This window comes from Pseudoalteromonas sp. TB41, from assembly GCF_000497975.1.
GTDB classification, from domain to species: domain Bacteria; phylum Pseudomonadota; class Gammaproteobacteria; order Enterobacterales; family Alteromonadaceae; genus Pseudoalteromonas; species Pseudoalteromonas tetraodonis.
This window is the reverse complement of the sequence record NZ_AUTH01000084.1, coordinates 89,908-106,015: the sequence shown is the minus strand read 5'-3', so window position 1 is coordinate 106,015 and position 16,108 is coordinate 89,908. Positions and strand designations below refer to the sequence as shown.

11 protein-coding genes are annotated in these 16,108 nt (G+C 40.7%); 2 read left to right on the top strand and 9 right to left on the bottom strand.

Translation table 11 applies throughout. The annotated features are described in order from the left end of the window. Position 1 precedes the first annotated feature (1 nt). The 9 genes from L641_RS22625 to L641_RS0113260 all read right to left on the bottom strand — a co-directional run bounded on the left by L641_RS22625 (position 2) and on the right by L641_RS0113260 (position 11,926). Positions 2-1,555: a serine protease gene (locus L641_RS22625; protein ID WP_158000848.1), complete on the bottom strand. Its 1,554-nt coding sequence runs from the start codon at positions 1,553-1,555 to the stop codon at positions 2-4. A gap of 152 nt (positions 1,556-1,707) precedes the next feature. Further along, entirely contained in the window at positions 1,708-3,945 is a 2,238-nt protein-coding gene (locus L641_RS0113295) for an AAA family ATPase (protein WP_024602157.1), read from the bottom strand. Next, positions 3,942-4,370 carry a hypothetical protein gene (locus L641_RS0113290; protein WP_024602156.1) on the bottom strand — a complete coding sequence of 143 codons (429 nt, stop codon included), beginning with the start codon at positions 4,368-4,370 and terminating at the stop codon, positions 3,942-3,944. The genes L641_RS0113295 and L641_RS0113290 overlap by 4 nt, the downstream gene beginning before the upstream one ends. Continuing rightward, entirely contained in the window at positions 4,367-4,783 is a 417-nt protein-coding gene (locus L641_RS0113285; RefSeq protein WP_024602155.1) for a hypothetical protein, read from the bottom strand. The genes L641_RS0113290 and L641_RS0113285 overlap by 4 nt, the downstream gene beginning before the upstream one ends. Next, positions 4,776-6,866, bottom strand: a complete 2,091-nt coding sequence (locus tag L641_RS0113280) for a hypothetical protein (RefSeq protein WP_024602154.1) — start codon at positions 6,864-6,866, stop codon at positions 4,776-4,778. The genes L641_RS0113285 and L641_RS0113280 overlap by 8 nt, the downstream gene beginning before the upstream one ends. After that, the gene (locus L641_RS0113275; protein WP_024602153.1) at positions 6,859-8,397 is read right to left on the bottom strand and encodes a site-specific integrase; all 1,539 of its coding nucleotides are present in this window, start codon (positions 8,395-8,397) and stop codon (positions 6,859-6,861) included. The genes L641_RS0113280 and L641_RS0113275 overlap by 8 nt, the downstream gene beginning before the upstream one ends. Position 8,398: 1 nt before the next feature. Next, positions 8,399-9,694, bottom strand: coding sequence for a site-specific integrase (locus tag L641_RS0113270; RefSeq protein WP_024602152.1), 1,296 nt, complete (start codon positions 9,692-9,694; stop codon positions 8,399-8,401). Between the two features lie 142 nt (positions 9,695-9,836). Further along, entirely contained in the window at positions 9,837-10,538 is a 702-nt protein-coding gene (gene ssb / locus L641_RS0113265) for a single-stranded DNA-binding protein (RefSeq protein ID WP_024602151.1), read from the bottom strand. Positions 10,539-10,558: 20 nt separating this feature from the next. Further along, positions 10,559-11,926, bottom strand: coding sequence for an MFS transporter (locus L641_RS0113260; protein ID WP_024602150.1), 1,368 nt, complete (start codon positions 11,924-11,926; stop codon positions 10,559-10,561). 163 nt (positions 11,927-12,089) lie between these two features. Between L641_RS0113260 and uvrA the strand changes: the two genes are divergently transcribed. Continuing rightward, positions 12,090-14,915, top strand: a complete 2,826-nt coding sequence (uvrA, locus tag L641_RS0113255) for an excinuclease ABC subunit UvrA (RefSeq protein WP_024602149.1) — start codon at positions 12,090-12,092, stop codon at positions 14,913-14,915. Positions 14,916-14,944: 29 nt separating this feature from the next. Next, positions 14,945-16,006 carry a hypothetical protein gene (locus tag L641_RS0113250; RefSeq protein WP_013463914.1) on the top strand — a complete coding sequence of 354 codons (1,062 nt, stop codon included), beginning with the start codon at positions 14,945-14,947 and terminating at the stop codon, positions 16,004-16,006. The last annotated feature ends 102 nt before the right edge of the window (positions 16,007-16,108 follow it).

The window sequence follows — 16,108 nt, the reverse complement described above, 5'->3', positions numbered from 1 at the left end:
ATCACTCTGCTACAACAAGAACAACGCTATTTGAAATACTCTCTATCAGCTCTGTTTTTTCTAAGGCTTTTTGCTTAACTGGTTCAATATAGTCTACACCGTGATTTATCAGCATTGACAATGCATAAGCTATTTTAACGGCATAATTTACATTTTGTGCTAATGTTCCCGTAGCCTTAATAGCTGCGGATTGATTTAACGATGCTGAAGCAATACCAATGACAACACCTTGATCATTTACCACAGGGCTACCCGAGTTTCCGGGCTGTATAGGGGAATCAATTTGAAAATACCGAGTATCACCTTGGATGCCAGAATTGGCATTAACATACCCAAATGTCGCTTTTTGTTCGTTGCCTTGTAAGCCTATATTTGGATAACCTAAAATGGCGATTGCGGTTCCTTGCTTTGTTTTGTTTTTAAGCTCAATCGGTAAACCTTCAACCACCTTATCTACTTTCAGCAAAGCGATATCATTGCTAGGGTCATGATCAACCAATGAAGCTGATACAGATTTACCATGTCGAATAATCGATATGTTTGATGAACCTTCTATTACGTGACTATTGGTAAGCACATAACCATCATTAGAAATAAAGAAGCCCGTGCCTGTAGAAATACCTTTAGGCGACTCAGGCTTTTTGTTGTCAGGTTTTGTTGTCACGGTTGATGAAGTAACATTCTGAGAGTCATATCTTTGCTTCATAGCTAGTGCAAGCTGTCCTGCACTGTTTGCTCTATTTGCCAATGTCGAGGCTTGAATTGATACTTTTAAAGTTTCATCTGTATAACTCTCTGGTAAGGTAACATTTTCTTTTTGAGTACCAAACTGCCATTTCTGATGAAATACCCCATGTTTATTTTTCACTACAATATACTTGTCAGGCTTGTCAGCGTTTATATCGTAGAAGCCCCAAGTTGTAAAAGCTAACTGGTTATTTTTATCAAAGAACTCTCTGGCTCCGAAAAAACGCAAGTTGCCGAATTGTCCTGATAGTTTAGCAAATCCATCAGCATAGTTCTTTCTTGCAATACCAGTGAATATTCCTTTTATAAGGCTTCGCTCTCCTTGCAGATCGACAGAATCAATATCTCCATTTGGTTTTAATGACGCATGGTTTTGTAATGTTTTAGTCATTTTGCCATTTTCACGGATATACGTGCCAAACTCGACATTATTTGTTCCTTCAACCCATTTGTAATAAAGTTGATCAGTAACGCCTTTGTTGTGGTACGTAATCTCAAACCCTCTAATACTGCCATTTGTATAACTAATTTTGCCAAGCCCCTCAGCTTTTCCGTCTTTACAATCCCCATCCCACTCTACATGGCCGTGATTTGTTTGTTCTGTATAGCCTTCCATTAGCATTTCACATTTCTCGGACTTATTTGCAGGCTGAATCCAATGTGGAGAATAACTTCCGGCTTGAAAATCTGTGATCTGGCTCTGATAGTTTGTAATTTCTGATTCAGAGACTTTCCGATAATTTGGTGTGGAGTTACAAGCTGTTAATAGAATGCTAATCCCTATGACTAATGGTAAAATCTTTTTCATACCAGATCCCTTTATAATATTTTTTGTCATATATTTTTATTGAGATAAATATAACGAATAATAAATATTATGTCATTGTTCTCATGCACTAAACGGCAAAAAAGCTAACCTGTTACAAAGCTTGCAATTCCAATGAATCAATCCCTTGCAGACTAATCCAGCTCAAATGCTAAATTTATCTTTTCTCTGAGAAAAGTTACTCGATTTAACGCCCTTGAACCCACCTTAATAGCCTTTTGAACTACTCGTTCACTCCCCATCAAAACCAGCCTTTCACTTGGTCGAGTTGATGCGGTGTATAGCAATGTTTGGTCTATCATTTTTTCCGCTTCATTGGGTAACATAACAAAGCAATTAGGCCATTGAGAACCTTGTGATTTGTGGATAGTAATGGCATACCCAAGGTGCAGTTTTTCCAATAGCTCAGTAGTGACATTAATTAAGTCGTTATTTACTTCAATAACGGCAACAGCGCCATCTTCATCAGGTTGTTCAAAGACTTCAACAACAAGCCCTAAATCACCATTTCTCAGATCTGCGTCTTCATCATAATTGTTTGCGGTGATTAATACAGGATCACCTTTCAATAACCGTGAACCAGTTGATGTAATCCAAGGAATCCAGCCCCTTAGTGAGTCTTGAAAGTAAATGGCTTGCCTTTCATTACCTACTGATTCTTGCAGCTCTAAATTTAGGTTGTCGATCCCAAATTCACCTTTTCTAATAGGCGATAAAACAATGCTCTGTTCAATACCGCCAGACTCTTGCCAAAGCTTGATGAGTCTTTCAATTGTCGTCTTTGTTTCAATAGAGCAATCACTACTTTCATTTAGTGTATTTTTAGTAGGCTCTGGAATGTCAAACTGCCTCTTTCTAACAGATGTCGAAAACTTGTGTATTTCACTTTGCTCGTTTTGCCTCTTAACCTGCGTTAAGTTAAAAAATGGAATCTGAGTTTCAGTTAAGGCGTGGAATACCAAACCATTACCTACAGGTGGTAATTGAGCGATATCACCAACAAAAATAACTCTAGCTGCATCTGGCAATATGCCTACTACTCGATACATAGACAAGAGATCTACCATTGACGACTCATCTATGACTAACAATATTTGCTCAGGTAAATCAGGCTTGTTGTCGCCTAGGTGCTCACTAATTAACTTGGCAATGGTTTTGGCTGGTCTTTGGGTACTTTCCGCCATACGCTGTGCTGCACGGCCTGCTAGAGCCACTTGATAGCACTGTATTCCTTGTGCTACTCGTTCATATACACCTAATACTGCTTTTAGTATCGTTGTTTTGCCTGTTCCTGCAAAACCTGAGATACCACATACAGGTGCAAGTACAGCACCAATAACAGCATCTCGCTGATCGGTAGTTAAGTTAAAATCCAGTGTACTTTCATAGTCCGTTAAAGCAGTTTCAACTATTTCTGGTGATAATTCACGCTCCCAACTAGCCAATAAACAACCTTCACCTGCTGGTCTTTGCTGTGCATCAACAATAAACTGAGCTACAGCAGCTTCCATCAAGGCTTTACCATAAACTTGATAACCGTCTGCCGCCTTTACTAAAAGCCCTTGTTCACAGGCTATTTCACCAACATCATTAGGAGCTTTAGAGTTCATGAGCTTAGCGTATTCTTTATTTAGTTCATCAATGGTTATCACTGTTGAACCAGTCTTATTAGCATGACTAATTGCCGCATATTGAGCGATGCCTGCAACAACTACTTCGTCTTCTAATGTAAAACCAAGCCTTAATGCCAATTGTGATACCTGTTCAAAAGCAGCCCCCATTGCCACTAAGATAAAGGGATGTTCTTTGATTTTATCAATCGCTTCTTCACCAAATATCGCCACTAACTTTTCACCAAAACCCAATGGCAAGTTCTGTTCTTCAAGCCAATTAATTGTGTTAAAAAGCGCCTCACTAGGCCAACTTTCTATTAAGTCCTTAACACGATTTTCAGTCATCCCTGCTATGTTTAGCAGGGCATCTGTATCTTGTATTTCAATGAGTTGGGCTAGTTTTTTATGTCTAACAAGACGATTGGCTATAACACTGCCGATACCTTTGATGTTGTTGCTGATCCAACGAGATAAAATCCTGCCTGAAGGTCTTAGAAACTTAATGTTGTCAGCATCAATGGTGTACTCGCTTAATGGAAAGTCATTAATGATAAAGTGATTAATCCCCTCTTTACCTGATACTTCCCATAAGCTTCCTGTTGTAGCGGTATCTTGAGCGTGCTCTGGAAATTTAACAACGGTTGTCCTGTCTCGTTTTTTGATCGAACCATCTGCATTGACAAGATCAACTGTTGCATATGAATTAGCTCTCTGCTTCTTCACTTGAATGATTTGACGTAGGTGGACAACTTCGCTCATAGCTTGAACCCTGCTGCGCCAGATTGAACCAACATTTGCTGTTTTTTAAACTTGGTCAATTCATGTTGTAGCTGCCTGTTTTCGGCTTCTAACTCAGCAATTCTTTGTGTCAGCGCATTATTGCTTACTGCCGCCATACCGGATTGTTTTTCAGCTCTTTCTCGTGCCGCTTCATGAGACTTTTTATCTTCATCAATCTTGCGAAACCAATAGCTATCAGCTTCCTCAATTAATGCTCTGACGGCCTTATTCTGCGTACATACAGACTTTGCAAAACCCAGCTCATCAGCTAATACTCTACGATTAATTTTGCCGCTGTATTCATACTCGTGCCAGTCTCTAGCCGCATTACGCTCATCAATCCAAGTCTGAACCAATTTGATATTCTCTTGAGCAATCTGCTGTCCGTTTTTTCCTTTGGTCATCGTCTATCAACCTCAGGTAAAGGCTTATCAAGTTGCCTATCCAATAGTTTCATATCAACATTGGGCATCATATATGCGTTATGTTGCCAACGGACAAACTGTTCTAGCAATTTTTCGTTCTGCTTTTCTAGCCTTTCCACCTTAGCTTCAAGAGTGGCTATTTGCTGTTTAGCAAATTCAAGTGTAATGTCTTTTTCTTCGTCTTTAGTTGCTTCTTTAAGGCTTTGTTTTCTGTCGTTAAAAGCTTCAACTAAAGCAGGGTACGAAAGCAGGGTATGCCTACTAATATTCTTTTCCCCAAACACCTTTGCAAGCTGCTCAGCAAAACTATTCCAAGTGAGCTTTCCTGTCCACTTATCGAGTTCATGTAATGCTAGTGGTAATGTTTTTTCAGTAATGATTTTTTTAGGCATTTTCGATCCCCAATAACATTGCGACTTCAGATTCTTCAACAAGATCTTGATCACTAGCGCTGATATCCAAATCATTTTGTTCAAGTGCTCTTTTTACAGGGCTTGGATCGTGCTCAGGTGGAATCCACAAGATTGCCCCCTCTGGCGTATCTTCCGATTCGAGCCGCTCACGTTGTGTGCGAATATGAGCCAGTTTCCAACCCAAATGTGATACCCATCTGTTAGCACCAAAAACACCATCAGCGTCATCATCTGTCGCTTTATTGAATTGAGATTCGACCTTTTTTTCTAGACGTATAATGCGTTCAAGTGTTTTTGGCATACCTTTGATACAAACATGCTCTTTACATGTCATGCACTCTCCACCTTTTGTGCATGGCGACATAGCGTAATCATGAACACACATACCATACTCGGTTACATCTGCTATACCGATACGATTTACCCCTAAATCCTTATAGCTAACAGGTAAATTCATCTTAATAGCCTCTAGCGCTGTAGGTCTCTCATTAAACTCAAGAATGCTTCTAGCTTGTTGCTCACGCTCATCTTGCGTGCGTAGATCATAATGACGGTTATCATTAATCCGAGCACGTCCAGCCCACCTTGCAAGCTGCCACGCATCCATACCACCACGCTCAGCATTAGTTGATAACCAAACTCTGATCTGATGTGAAGTTAAGCGAATATCAAAGCCGTCTTCATCTTTATAGCCCATACGTTGGAATAATGTTTTAGGTGGATTTTTTAACTTGTCTCGAATTGCTAATTGAGCATTAAGTTCATTAACGCTTGGTAATCGCCATGAGAATTCTCTAACGTCAAAGTCATTGTGGAACTCACGATCTCTTATTAATACTAAAGATTCCCATACTGGACGTTGAATAGAAGGTAGATTAGGCCAGTCGTGAGTTTGATATTCTGAAGCAACAAAGCTTGCTAAATCTTCATAAGTAGGCTCACCTGAGGCAATTAATTTTTGAACCCACTTTGTATTTTTACCACCAACCATATTCCATGCTGTTACGCTGCTAAACTGACTCGTTTTAGCTTTTATGCTTGTTATAGACTGCTCTGTAAAGCTCATTGCATGTGCAAATTGATATGCATTTAGCGGTTTGTTTTCTGCAAAGTCGTCTGACGTGCAGCAACCTGCATGGCGCATAAACACATTAGGGTGATCATAAGCGTACTTAGCAGCCTCCCTTGCTGGCTTACCAATTTCCATAAGTCTGTTATGTGCTTCAATTACCGTTTGCTCTAAAGCTTCTGGAACCCATTTGATCGTATGTCCAAAGCCTTTTTCAGCATACCACCTAACGCCAAGCGCTCCATTTTCTCCTCGGTGCAAGCAGTCAACGGTTAGCTCTGATAGCTCCCCAGCTCTTCCCGGAGCAAACATCAGTAGAGTGATAACGCTAGACCAGTATTTATCTTCTAAAGTTTCTGCATTAGCAAAACAATCAGCCAATGCCAGCATCTGGTGCATACTTGGGCAACGAGTATCTTGCCATTTACGAGAGTCTTCATCAGTTCTTTCAGCTTTTGCGCCCACCTTAGGCCAAGGGTTCTCCCACGATTGTAGTGCTGGCACAATTCGCTTGCTGCGAATGAACTCCAATAATATCTCAATTTGATAGCCAATCTTATTTCTTCGATCTTTATTGGTAACTCTTTGCTTAGTGATAGTCTCTAATTCACCAATTACCAGTCCATCAGTTTTCAGTACATTTGCAATACCATGCACTTCAACAAGAGCGTCATGTAACATGCGTAATGCAACCATTTTATTTGTTACGCTGGATACCGCCTTGATACTCTGGTTATAGCGGATATAAGCTTTTGCAAAAGACAAGAAAGGTTCGTCCAAAGGGTCAAAATTCGCAGGATTTGACTTTGCTCTATACTTTGAAAAAGTCATCGCTATTGACCGATTTTTTTGCTTGTGTTGCCAGTTGTTACTTTGCCAACCGCCTTGATCATCATAGAGTGTCAAAGTGTTCTTGCAGTGCTCGATGAAGCTATCTAGATTTTGCTTAGCGCTTATCTCATGCTTAGGTTGAAAGTGAATAATATCAGCCATTTGCACACTCCTCTTCAGATAGGTCTTGTTTGCACATTATTATTATTTGCTGAACGGCCAATAAAAGCCTGTCAGTGGATTGGATGACATTGTTTGATACACCAAGGTCTTTTTGTTTTTCTCTTTCAGCTAAGATTTCATTGAGAACCTCTTCATGAGGTGCTTCAATCCAAGGTTCAAAACTTGAGCAGGTATAACAAGCTCTATATCCAGAAGCACAAAAAGCATAAGTTCCGCAGCTACCAACGTTTTCAGACTTGCCATTCTTTACTCGGCTATTCGGGTCATTTGCTCTAACTGCATCACGCTCTGATGCAATCAATTTCCCTGAAAAAGCTTGAGCTAAAGGTGCAAGCATAGGAGCCATTACTTCATCAATTTGCTTTGCTGTTTCTTCAGTATTTTCTGTATACACACCAATGTTTTGCGTATCGGTGTGATCTAGCGCAGCAGCTAGTGCTACACCACTAATTCCTCTTCGAGCTAAATTCGTTCCCTTTGTATATCTAAAGCGAGAGGCTGTGAAGTTAATGTAATCACCTGTCCTTTCAGAGCAGGCTGTATTTTTAATTGCTACACCTCGAAGTAATTCATATGCAGTATCGGCAGCCATGTGCAAATAATCAGGCGTTTTAGAAAGCCTTGTTTCTAAGTCTTCTGCACTTGATAACCTGTTGACTCTTGCTTCTTCTATGAAAATAGGAATTTGCTCACGTAAAGAAAACGATAGTTTTTCCCTCAATCGAGATTCGACATATTGAATTGATTGGTTACGCTGATTGTGAAGCAGAAGGTATAAATCTTCATTAATTGGCAGTGGGGTAAATTGTTCTCTAAATCCTACGCCACGCTGTTTAGCTCTTGGGCAATTAATAACGTAGTCGTTACCATTTTTATCTTCCCTAACAACTAAATCAACTGAACGTAAGGAGCGAATTTGAACATATCTACGACCAGTTAAGACTAACGCCATAAAACAAACATACTCTTTTAGATTGAGAACTTCTTTCGTAAATGCATTTGATGCCCAGTCAATCAACGCTCCCAGCTCGTTATGCGTTAAAGGGCCTGAATATGGGCAAGCACCTTTAACAGCATTACCTTTTGGGTTTCCTTTTAATGTTAGCTCTTCTAAATAATCAGCTACTTCCTTGCTGATACCGCTAAATCCCCATTCGTACCAAGCCAATAAGAACCCCTTAAGTGCTCCTAACTTGTATTCAGTATCTGAATCAAATGACGCTCTATAATCTGTTAAGCCTTGTAATGTTAGCTTGCCTTCTTTTATAGACTTCATATATGCGTTGAAACGATTAAACATATTGAAAGTGTGCATAGCTGAGAGTTCTTCAGCGTAACGACACAAAGCCTTCCTAAACCCTTCTTCCGTTTCTGGTTCAAGAGCGGTCAAGCGCTGGAAGTTAATCACTGTTGAACCATCTAGCCTCCATTCAATATCCGAGAAATAAAATGGATAACCACTTTTCGTTGTGTGTTGACTGGCTAATGCTTTGCTCTTTTTTAATTGCATACTAGTTATCCTTCTTAGCTCGGTTAGTCCAGTGATCCATATCCTCTCGCATAACCCGATCAGCTTCTTCTCGGATGTGTCTCAAGTTATATGTCTCGGCAGTTTTATCTGAACTCCATCCATTCAGCTCTTTACGGATCTGAGTTTCTTTCTTTTCATTAATAGGCTTAATTTTGGGATTTTCCTTGGCGGCTTTATTAACTGCGTCAATCTTCTTTGAAAGCTTATAGTTGAAATTGTGGCGGAAGCCGTGACGGGTAATTTCTTCAAGCATTTCTGGATGGATTGCAACCGCTGGCTTAAGTATCCGATTGACAAAGGTACTATTCGATATTGGCTTACCGTGATACTTACCATGCTTATGCGTTACAAAAATATATGGATGCTTTCTAGCAGCAGGTATTTTGGCTCTTCTGTCCATGATGTATTCACGCAGCCTGTTTGTAATGACTTTATCAACAGGAATTGTACGTTCATTGGTTTTCGCCACAGGCTGCTTTTTACGGGGATCTTCTATAGCATCATGCCTACGAACAACAGACACTGTTCCTTTTTGAAAATCAATATCTTGGATCTGTAAGGCCAGTATCTCTCCTGCACGCATCCCTGTTGCGTCCATCACCTCAAATATCACAGCGTTTCGATATTTAACTTCCTCCCCCTTAAATGGGTTATCTGGAGAGGTTTCTTTTACAATACTTAAAATTCGGTCAAATGCTTTAGGCGGTGGAGCTTTAGTGTTTGGATCAGCAGTAAGTCCTTTACCACTACTACCTTTGGGTTTATTCGCTAACAATAACTTTTTCATGGCTTCAATATTATTTGAAACCGCTTCTTCGACTAGCTTTGCTTTAAGAATTGTTCTTGCCAAAAATTCTAAGTAGGAAGCGATCTGAGCCATCCGATTTGCAGCATGATCATTAGACACCTTTTGTATCGGTGCAACGCTAGCGGTCGATGCTGAGGGAAATTTAACTACATTTTTCTCTGATGTTTTTAGCCATTTCTTCAAACTTCTTGTATCTAATGTGCAATGATCACGGATTGAATAAACATCTTCGTCAGTCAACAAGTCACCTTGTTCAAACTCAGAAATAAGATCCCGACCATTTATGTTTTCCCATAGCTTTAGATGAATCAGATGACCAAGCGAATTGGATATTGCAGATTGAGTGTGTGATGTTCTTAGCTTTTCAGTAACGTATAACGTCACCCAATAATTGGGTAATCCATCTTCCTCCATTAAGATTGGATATCGTTCACCATTTCCAAAAATTAAATCTCGAATTTGTGACATTGAACACCTCTTTATCTACAATTTACATATGTATAGTTCCTAGGCTGATTATTGTCAACATCTTTTTTTAAAGAAAATAAAAAAGGGCTTGTAAAAACAAGCCCTTGATAATTTTAATCTACATTTTTTATTTATGTATTCCTCAAAACGGGATATCGTCATCAAAGTCGATTGTTGGTTCCATAGGGTTTGATGCGCCACCTTGCGGTGCATTTTGTGGCTTAGGTGCAAACCCGCCTTGCTGTTGTGGTGCACTATTTTGTTGTGGTGCAAAACCACCTTGCTGCTGTGGCTGGTATTGGTTGTTTTGCTGCGGTGCTGGCTGCTGAGCAGGTGCAGATTGCTGCTGTGGAGCATAACTGCCTTGCTGGCTATTTTGGCCTTGGTTATTTTGACCATAACCACCGCTTTGTTGCCCGCCTTGGTTGCCTTGATAGCCACTACTTTGTTGACCACCTTGGTTACCTTGATAGCCACCACTTTGTTGATCGCCACCGCGTGCACCTAGCATTTGCATTTGACCCGTAAAGCCATCGACAACGATTTCTGTGGTGTATTTTTCTTGGCCTTGTTGATCAGTCCATTTACGGGTTTGAAGTTTACCTTCTACGTAAATTTGTGATCCCTTGCGGCAGTATTCACCCACAATTTCAGCTAACTTGCCAAAAAATACCACACGGTGCCACTCAGTTTTATCAACCATTTGGCCAGTGTTTTTATCTTTATAGCTATCTGAAGTTGCTAAGGTAATATTTGCTACACCATTACCATTAGGCATGTAACGAACTTCAGGATCTTGCCCTAAATTACCAACCAAAATTACTTTGTTCACACCGCGTGCCATGGAACCATCTCCTATAAACGTTAGATTAAACCAGCCACTCTTCGGGCTTGGTCTAGGTCAAATTCTTTATCATTAATCTTTAAGTAGCTACGACTTTCATCGCGAACTACGGTTGCTTCTATTACGCCGGGTAAAGCAACTAACTGAGAAGCCAGTGTTTGTGCCTGCTCTTCAGAATCTAGTTGGGTCATTAAACTAATAACTTTGCTTTTCGGTGGGACTTGCATTTTCCACGCAATAATAAGCCATATTACCCCAACAAGTGCCGCCGCCGCAAACACAGCTTGCGTACTAGTTGTTTGTGCTACATACCCGCCAAGCATGCCGCCTAAAAAAGCGCCTAAAAACTGGCTCGATGAATACCCCCCCATGGCTGAGCCTTTTTGGCTTGCTGGAGCAATACGCGACACAAGAGCCGGCATAGTGGCTTCTAAAAAGTTAAACGCAACAAAATATAACAGCATACAAACCGCAATACCAACAACGCTGTTTGCCCACATAGACATACTTAACATGCTGACTATTAAAACCATAACAGAACCAATAAAGGCTTGTTTTTCTTTCTCTTTTTTAATCGCCACTATCATTACTGGCACCATTAAAAAAAACGCCAAAAATAAAACCGGAATATAAAGCTGCCAATGGTTTTCGGCCACTAAGCCATCTTTAATTAATTGGCTTGGTAATACTACAAAAATAGTCGTTAATGTTAGATGCAGCAATAATACGCCTGCATTTAAACGTGCCAGCTGTGGGTGTTTAATCAATTTTTTGATGTCACTAAAACTGGCAAGCGTATCGCCTTTAGGGGCTTTATTTATTGCACTGGGAACGAGCATAGTGACTATAAAAATACCACACACAGCCAAAATAGCCGTTAGCCAAAATACGCCTGCAATGCCCCACGAAGCTGCCACTATAGGCCCTAATAACATCGCAAACGCAAAGCTCATGCCGATGCTCATGCCAATCACCGCCATAACTTTGGGGCGCTGTTCATCACGGCTTAAATCTGATGCAAACGCTAATAATGCGCTGGCTATAGCTCCCATGCCTTGTAACGCACGCCCTACCGTCACCATTTGAATAGACTCTGCCAAAGCGGCAATTACCGAACCTAAAGCAAACACCGCCAAACCACCGACTATGACTTTTTTACGACCTATTTTATCGGAAAGTCTCCCCATTGGGATTTGTAATACGGCCTGAGTTAAACCATACGCACCAATTGCAAAACCAATCCAGATAGGTGAAAAGCCTTCAAGCTCTTGACCATAAATAGCTAAAACAGGCATCAGCATAAACAAGCCGAGCATTCTAAATGCAAACACACTCGCTAACGATACGGCAGCGCGTTTTTCTCGTGAATTAAGTGAAGATGCGGTCATTATATGCGTGATCTTACTGTGTTAAAAAATTAGGCAAGGATTCTATCACAAGCTTGGCAATAATTAATCGTCTATAACTAAGGATTTTTTCGATGATCAAGGATTAATATTGCAGCGTATTATGCGATACTGAACAAATAATTTTGGCAATAAACGAGATAGCATGGAAAACATTGAAGTCCGAGGCGCCCGCACGCACAATTTAAAAGACATCAGCCTAACCATCCCACGTGATAAACTAATTGTTATTACTGGCTTATCTGGTTCAGGAAAGTCATCACTTGCATTTGATACGCTGTATGCAGAAGGGCAACGCCGGTATGTTGAATCACTCTCTGCTTATGCAAGGCAGTTTTTGTCATTAATGGAAAAGCCCGATGTAGATCATATTGAAGGCCTTTCTCCTGCTATTTCCATAGAACAAAAATCAACCTCGCATAACCCACGTTCAACCGTGGGAACTATTACTGAAATCTACGATTATTTACGCTTGATGTTTGCACGCGTTGGCGAACCTCGCTGTCCGACTCATGATTTACCGCTCGCGGCGCAAACAATCAGCCAAATGGTCGATACCGCACTGGCGCTGCCTGAAGGCACAAAGTTAATGCTCTTGGCGCCTGTTGTTAAAGACCGTAAAGGCGAACATGTAAAGCTATTAGAGCAGCTTGCAAGCCAAGGCTACATTCGCGCACGTATTGATGGCGAAGTGTGCGACCTATCTGATCCACCACCACTAGATCTACATAAAAAGCACACAATTGAAGTCGTGGTTGATCGCTTTAAAGTCAAAGACGGCCAGCAACAACGTCTCGCGGAATCATTCGAAACAGCACTTGAAATGTCAGGCGGCGTTGCCAACATTGCGTTTATGGACGATAGCAATGCTGAAGAAATGCTGTTTTCAGCAAATTTTGCCTGTCCAACCTGTGGCTATGCGATGACAGAGCTTGAACCGCGTCTATTTTCGTTCAACAACCCAGCCGGGGCTTGTCAAAGCTGTGACGGTTTAGGTGTAAGGCAATACTTTGACCCTAATCGCGTGGTTCATAACCCTGAGATAAGTTTAGCTGGCGGTGCAATTAAAGGTTGGGACAAACGCAGCTTTTACTACTATCAAATGTTGCAAGCAGTTGCACAACATTACGACTTTGATTTAGATGTGCCTTATCAGGAACTAGCTAAAGAACATAAGAAAATTATTCTAGATGGCTCGGGTGATACTAAAATTGCATTTAATTACCGTAATGACCGCGGTGATTTAATTACACGTAATCATGTATTTGAAGGCGTGTTAAATAATATGAACCGCCGCTACCGCGAAACTGAATCAAACTCTGTGCGTGAAGAGCTAGCTAAGTATCAAACTAGTCAAGCGTGCCCTAGTTGTAAAGGTTCGCGCCTTCGCCAAGAAGCACGTAACGTATTTATTGGTCAAACTAACTTACCAACCATCACACATATGAGTATTGGTGAGGCAATGAGCTTTTTTGAAGGCTTGCATTTGACTGGGCAAAAAGGCCAAATTGCGGAGAAGATTTTAAAAGAAATTCGCGATCGTTTATCTTTCTTAATAAATGTTGGCCTAAATTACTTATCACTTGAGCGCAGCGCCGACACGCTCTCTGGCGGTGAAGCACAGCGTATTCGTTTAGCGAGTCAAATTGGCGCTGGATTAGTAGGTGTAATGTATGTTTTAGATGAACCATCTATTGGTTTACACCAACGTGATAACGACCGTTTATTAAAAACCTTAGTGCATTTACGTGATTTAGGTAACACCGTTATTGTTGTAGAGCATGATGAAGACGCGATCCGCGCGGCAGATCATATTATTGATATTGGTCCGGGTGCTGGTGTCCATGGCGGCCATGTTATTGCTCAAGGTACACGCGATGATATTTTAGCGAGCAAAGACTCGGTTACCGGTCAGTTTTTATCGGGGGTGCGTAAAATTGAAGTACCTAAAGAGCGCCATGCTACTAACGATAAATGGTTAGAGCTGTTTGGCGCTACCGGTAATAACTTAAAAAATGTTGATTTAAAAATACCCTTTGGCTTAATGACCTGTATTACCGGTGTATCGGGCTCAGGTAAATCTACACTCATTAACGACACCTTATTTAAACTCGCTCACACTGAGCTTAATGGCGCCACAACTGCAGAAGCGGCCCCTTACAAGTCAATTGCAGGCCTTGAGCACTTTGATAAAGTGATTGATATTGACCAAAGTCCTATTGGCCGCACACCGCGTTCAAATCCTGCAACTTATACCGGTATTTTCACCGGTATTCGTGAACTGTTTGCGGGTACTCAAGAAGCCCGTTCACGTGGTTACAAAGTAGGTCGCTTTAGCTTTAATGTTAAAGGTGGGCGTTGTGAGGCATGCCAAGGTGATGGCGTTATTAAAGTAGAAATGCACTTTTTACCTGACGTATATGTGCCGTGTGATGTATGTAAAGGTAAACGTTATAACCGCGAAACCTTAGAAGTACAATATAAAGGCAAAAACATCAACCAAGTGCTCGATATGACCGTTGAAGATGCCCATGACTACTTTGATAAAATACCGGCCATAGCACGCAAACTTAAAACCCTAATGGATGTTGGACTTTCTTATATCCGCTTAGGCCAAGCCGCTACAACACTTTCTGGTGGTGAAGCACAGCGAATTAAGTTAGCACGTGAGCTTTCTAAGCGTGATACCGGTAAAACGCTATACATATTAGATGAGCCAACAACAGGCCTGCACTTTGCAGATATAGAGCAGTTATTAGTAGTACTGCATCGTCTGCGCGATCATGGCAATACCATTGTAGTGATTGAGCACAATTTAGATGTCATCAAAACAGCCGACTGGATCGTTGATTTAGGCCCTGAAGGTGGTGCTGGCGGCGGTGAAATACTGATTGCAGGTACACCAGAAGAAGTGGCTGAATGCCAGCGCTCTCATACTGGGCACTACTTAAAACCGTTATTAAATAAATAACGGTAATACGCTTTAGATAAGGAAAGTCGGTGTTAAGGTATTTAAAAATTGCAAAATGGCGTGCTAATAAGCAGTTTAAGCAACAGCAAAAAAGCTGGCAACCACACCAAGTTAAACTGCTTAGCCATATAAAAAGCATATGGTTTAACCTTAACACCGCGCAAAAACTTTATCTGCTTGCGTTTATAACTCTAGCCATTTTTAAGTTAACGTGGCTATGTGCCACTATTACTATTATTGCGCTGATCATAGAATTTTGGCCTAAGTTTAATCAACTATGGAATTCACTCGCCGGTAAAGCACTTATTTTGGTATTTTATGCCAGTATTGCTAACTTTGTTTTAGCAAGTGCTAGTGGCATTGTAAATGAAGTCACTCAGGTATCAGCTAATCACTTTAATTACACTCATAACTTTGCCACTTTATTATATTTACCGCCTTGGACACTAGGAATAACTCTGGCAACACTGCTCGGCTTACAACTTATTTTGCCTTTTTACATCATAGTGTTATTACTAATCAAGCCATTTGGATCTGATCGCATAAAGTTTATTAGCCAAAGCTACTCACCACTTCTAACTGCATTAACCCGCTTTTTTTTAGCGACGGTAGTGTTTGTAAGTCTGATTGCATTTATTGATGAAAAACCGCCTGAAAAAGTATTAAACGATATAGTAAATAGCTTTGAAAATAGCCAATCGCTCGCAAATAAATCCCCCGCTGAGCAAGAGCAAGCCATAGAAAAATTGAGTGAGCAAATAGAGAAAAAACTCCCCTCTTCAGACAATGACGGCGCTCAGACAAAAACATTTGGTATTCGCTTAGAAGGCGAAGATGAGAACACTCAAACGGTTAGGCAGTTTTTAGATACTAAAGGCTACTTTGAACGTAGTAAGCGCTTAATTGCCATATTTGCCTATAGTTATGAAGCAGACAGTTATTCACGCTGTAAGAAATCAACAGAGAGTAAGTCAATCGAACTCAATGATTACGAAATTATTGAAATAACGCCTGATCAAAGCATGCCTTACGGTTATAAATTTATAGTTAGAGCCTGTGAGTCTGCCGGTATTTCTGCTACAAAACATTAAAATACAAAAAATGCCGCTAAATTAGCGGCATTTTTGTATCTGCAAATAAACGCGCTTATGGGCGTGGAATAAACCCAACCGCATCATAAACTGCTTTTAATG

Bases quoted from the DNA above. Each gene is read 5' to 3' on its own strand.
- L641_RS22625 (WP_158000848.1), bottom strand. From the start codon at position 1,555: ATGAAAAAGATTTTACCATTAGTCATAGGGATTAGCATTCTATTAACA.
- L641_RS0113295 (WP_024602157.1), bottom strand. From the start codon at position 3,945: ATGAGCGAAGTTGTCCACCTACGTCAAATCATTCAAGTGAAGAAGCAG.
- L641_RS0113290 (WP_024602156.1), bottom strand. From the start codon at position 4,370: ATGACCAAAGGAAAAAACGGACAGCAGATTGCTCAAGAGAATATCAAA.
- L641_RS0113285 (WP_024602155.1), bottom strand. From the start codon at position 4,783: ATGCCTAAAAAAATCATTACTGAAAAAACATTACCACTAGCATTACAT.
- L641_RS0113280 (WP_024602154.1), bottom strand. From the start codon at position 6,866: ATGGCTGATATTATTCACTTTCAACCTAAGCATGAGATAAGCGCTAAG.
- L641_RS0113275 (WP_024602153.1), bottom strand. From the start codon at position 8,397: ATGCAATTAAAAAAGAGCAAAGCATTAGCCAGTCAACACACAACGAAA.
- L641_RS0113270 (WP_024602152.1), bottom strand. From the start codon at position 9,694: ATGTCACAAATTCGAGATTTAATTTTTGGAAATGGTGAACGATATCCA.
- ssb (WP_024602151.1), bottom strand. From the start codon at position 10,538: ATGGCACGCGGTGTGAACAAAGTAATTTTGGTTGGTAATTTAGGGCAA.
- L641_RS0113260 (WP_024602150.1), bottom strand. From the start codon at position 11,926: ATGACCGCATCTTCACTTAATTCACGAGAAAAACGCGCTGCCGTATCG.
- uvrA (WP_024602149.1), top strand. From the start codon at position 12,090: ATGGAAAACATTGAAGTCCGAGGCGCCCGCACGCACAATTTAAAAGAC.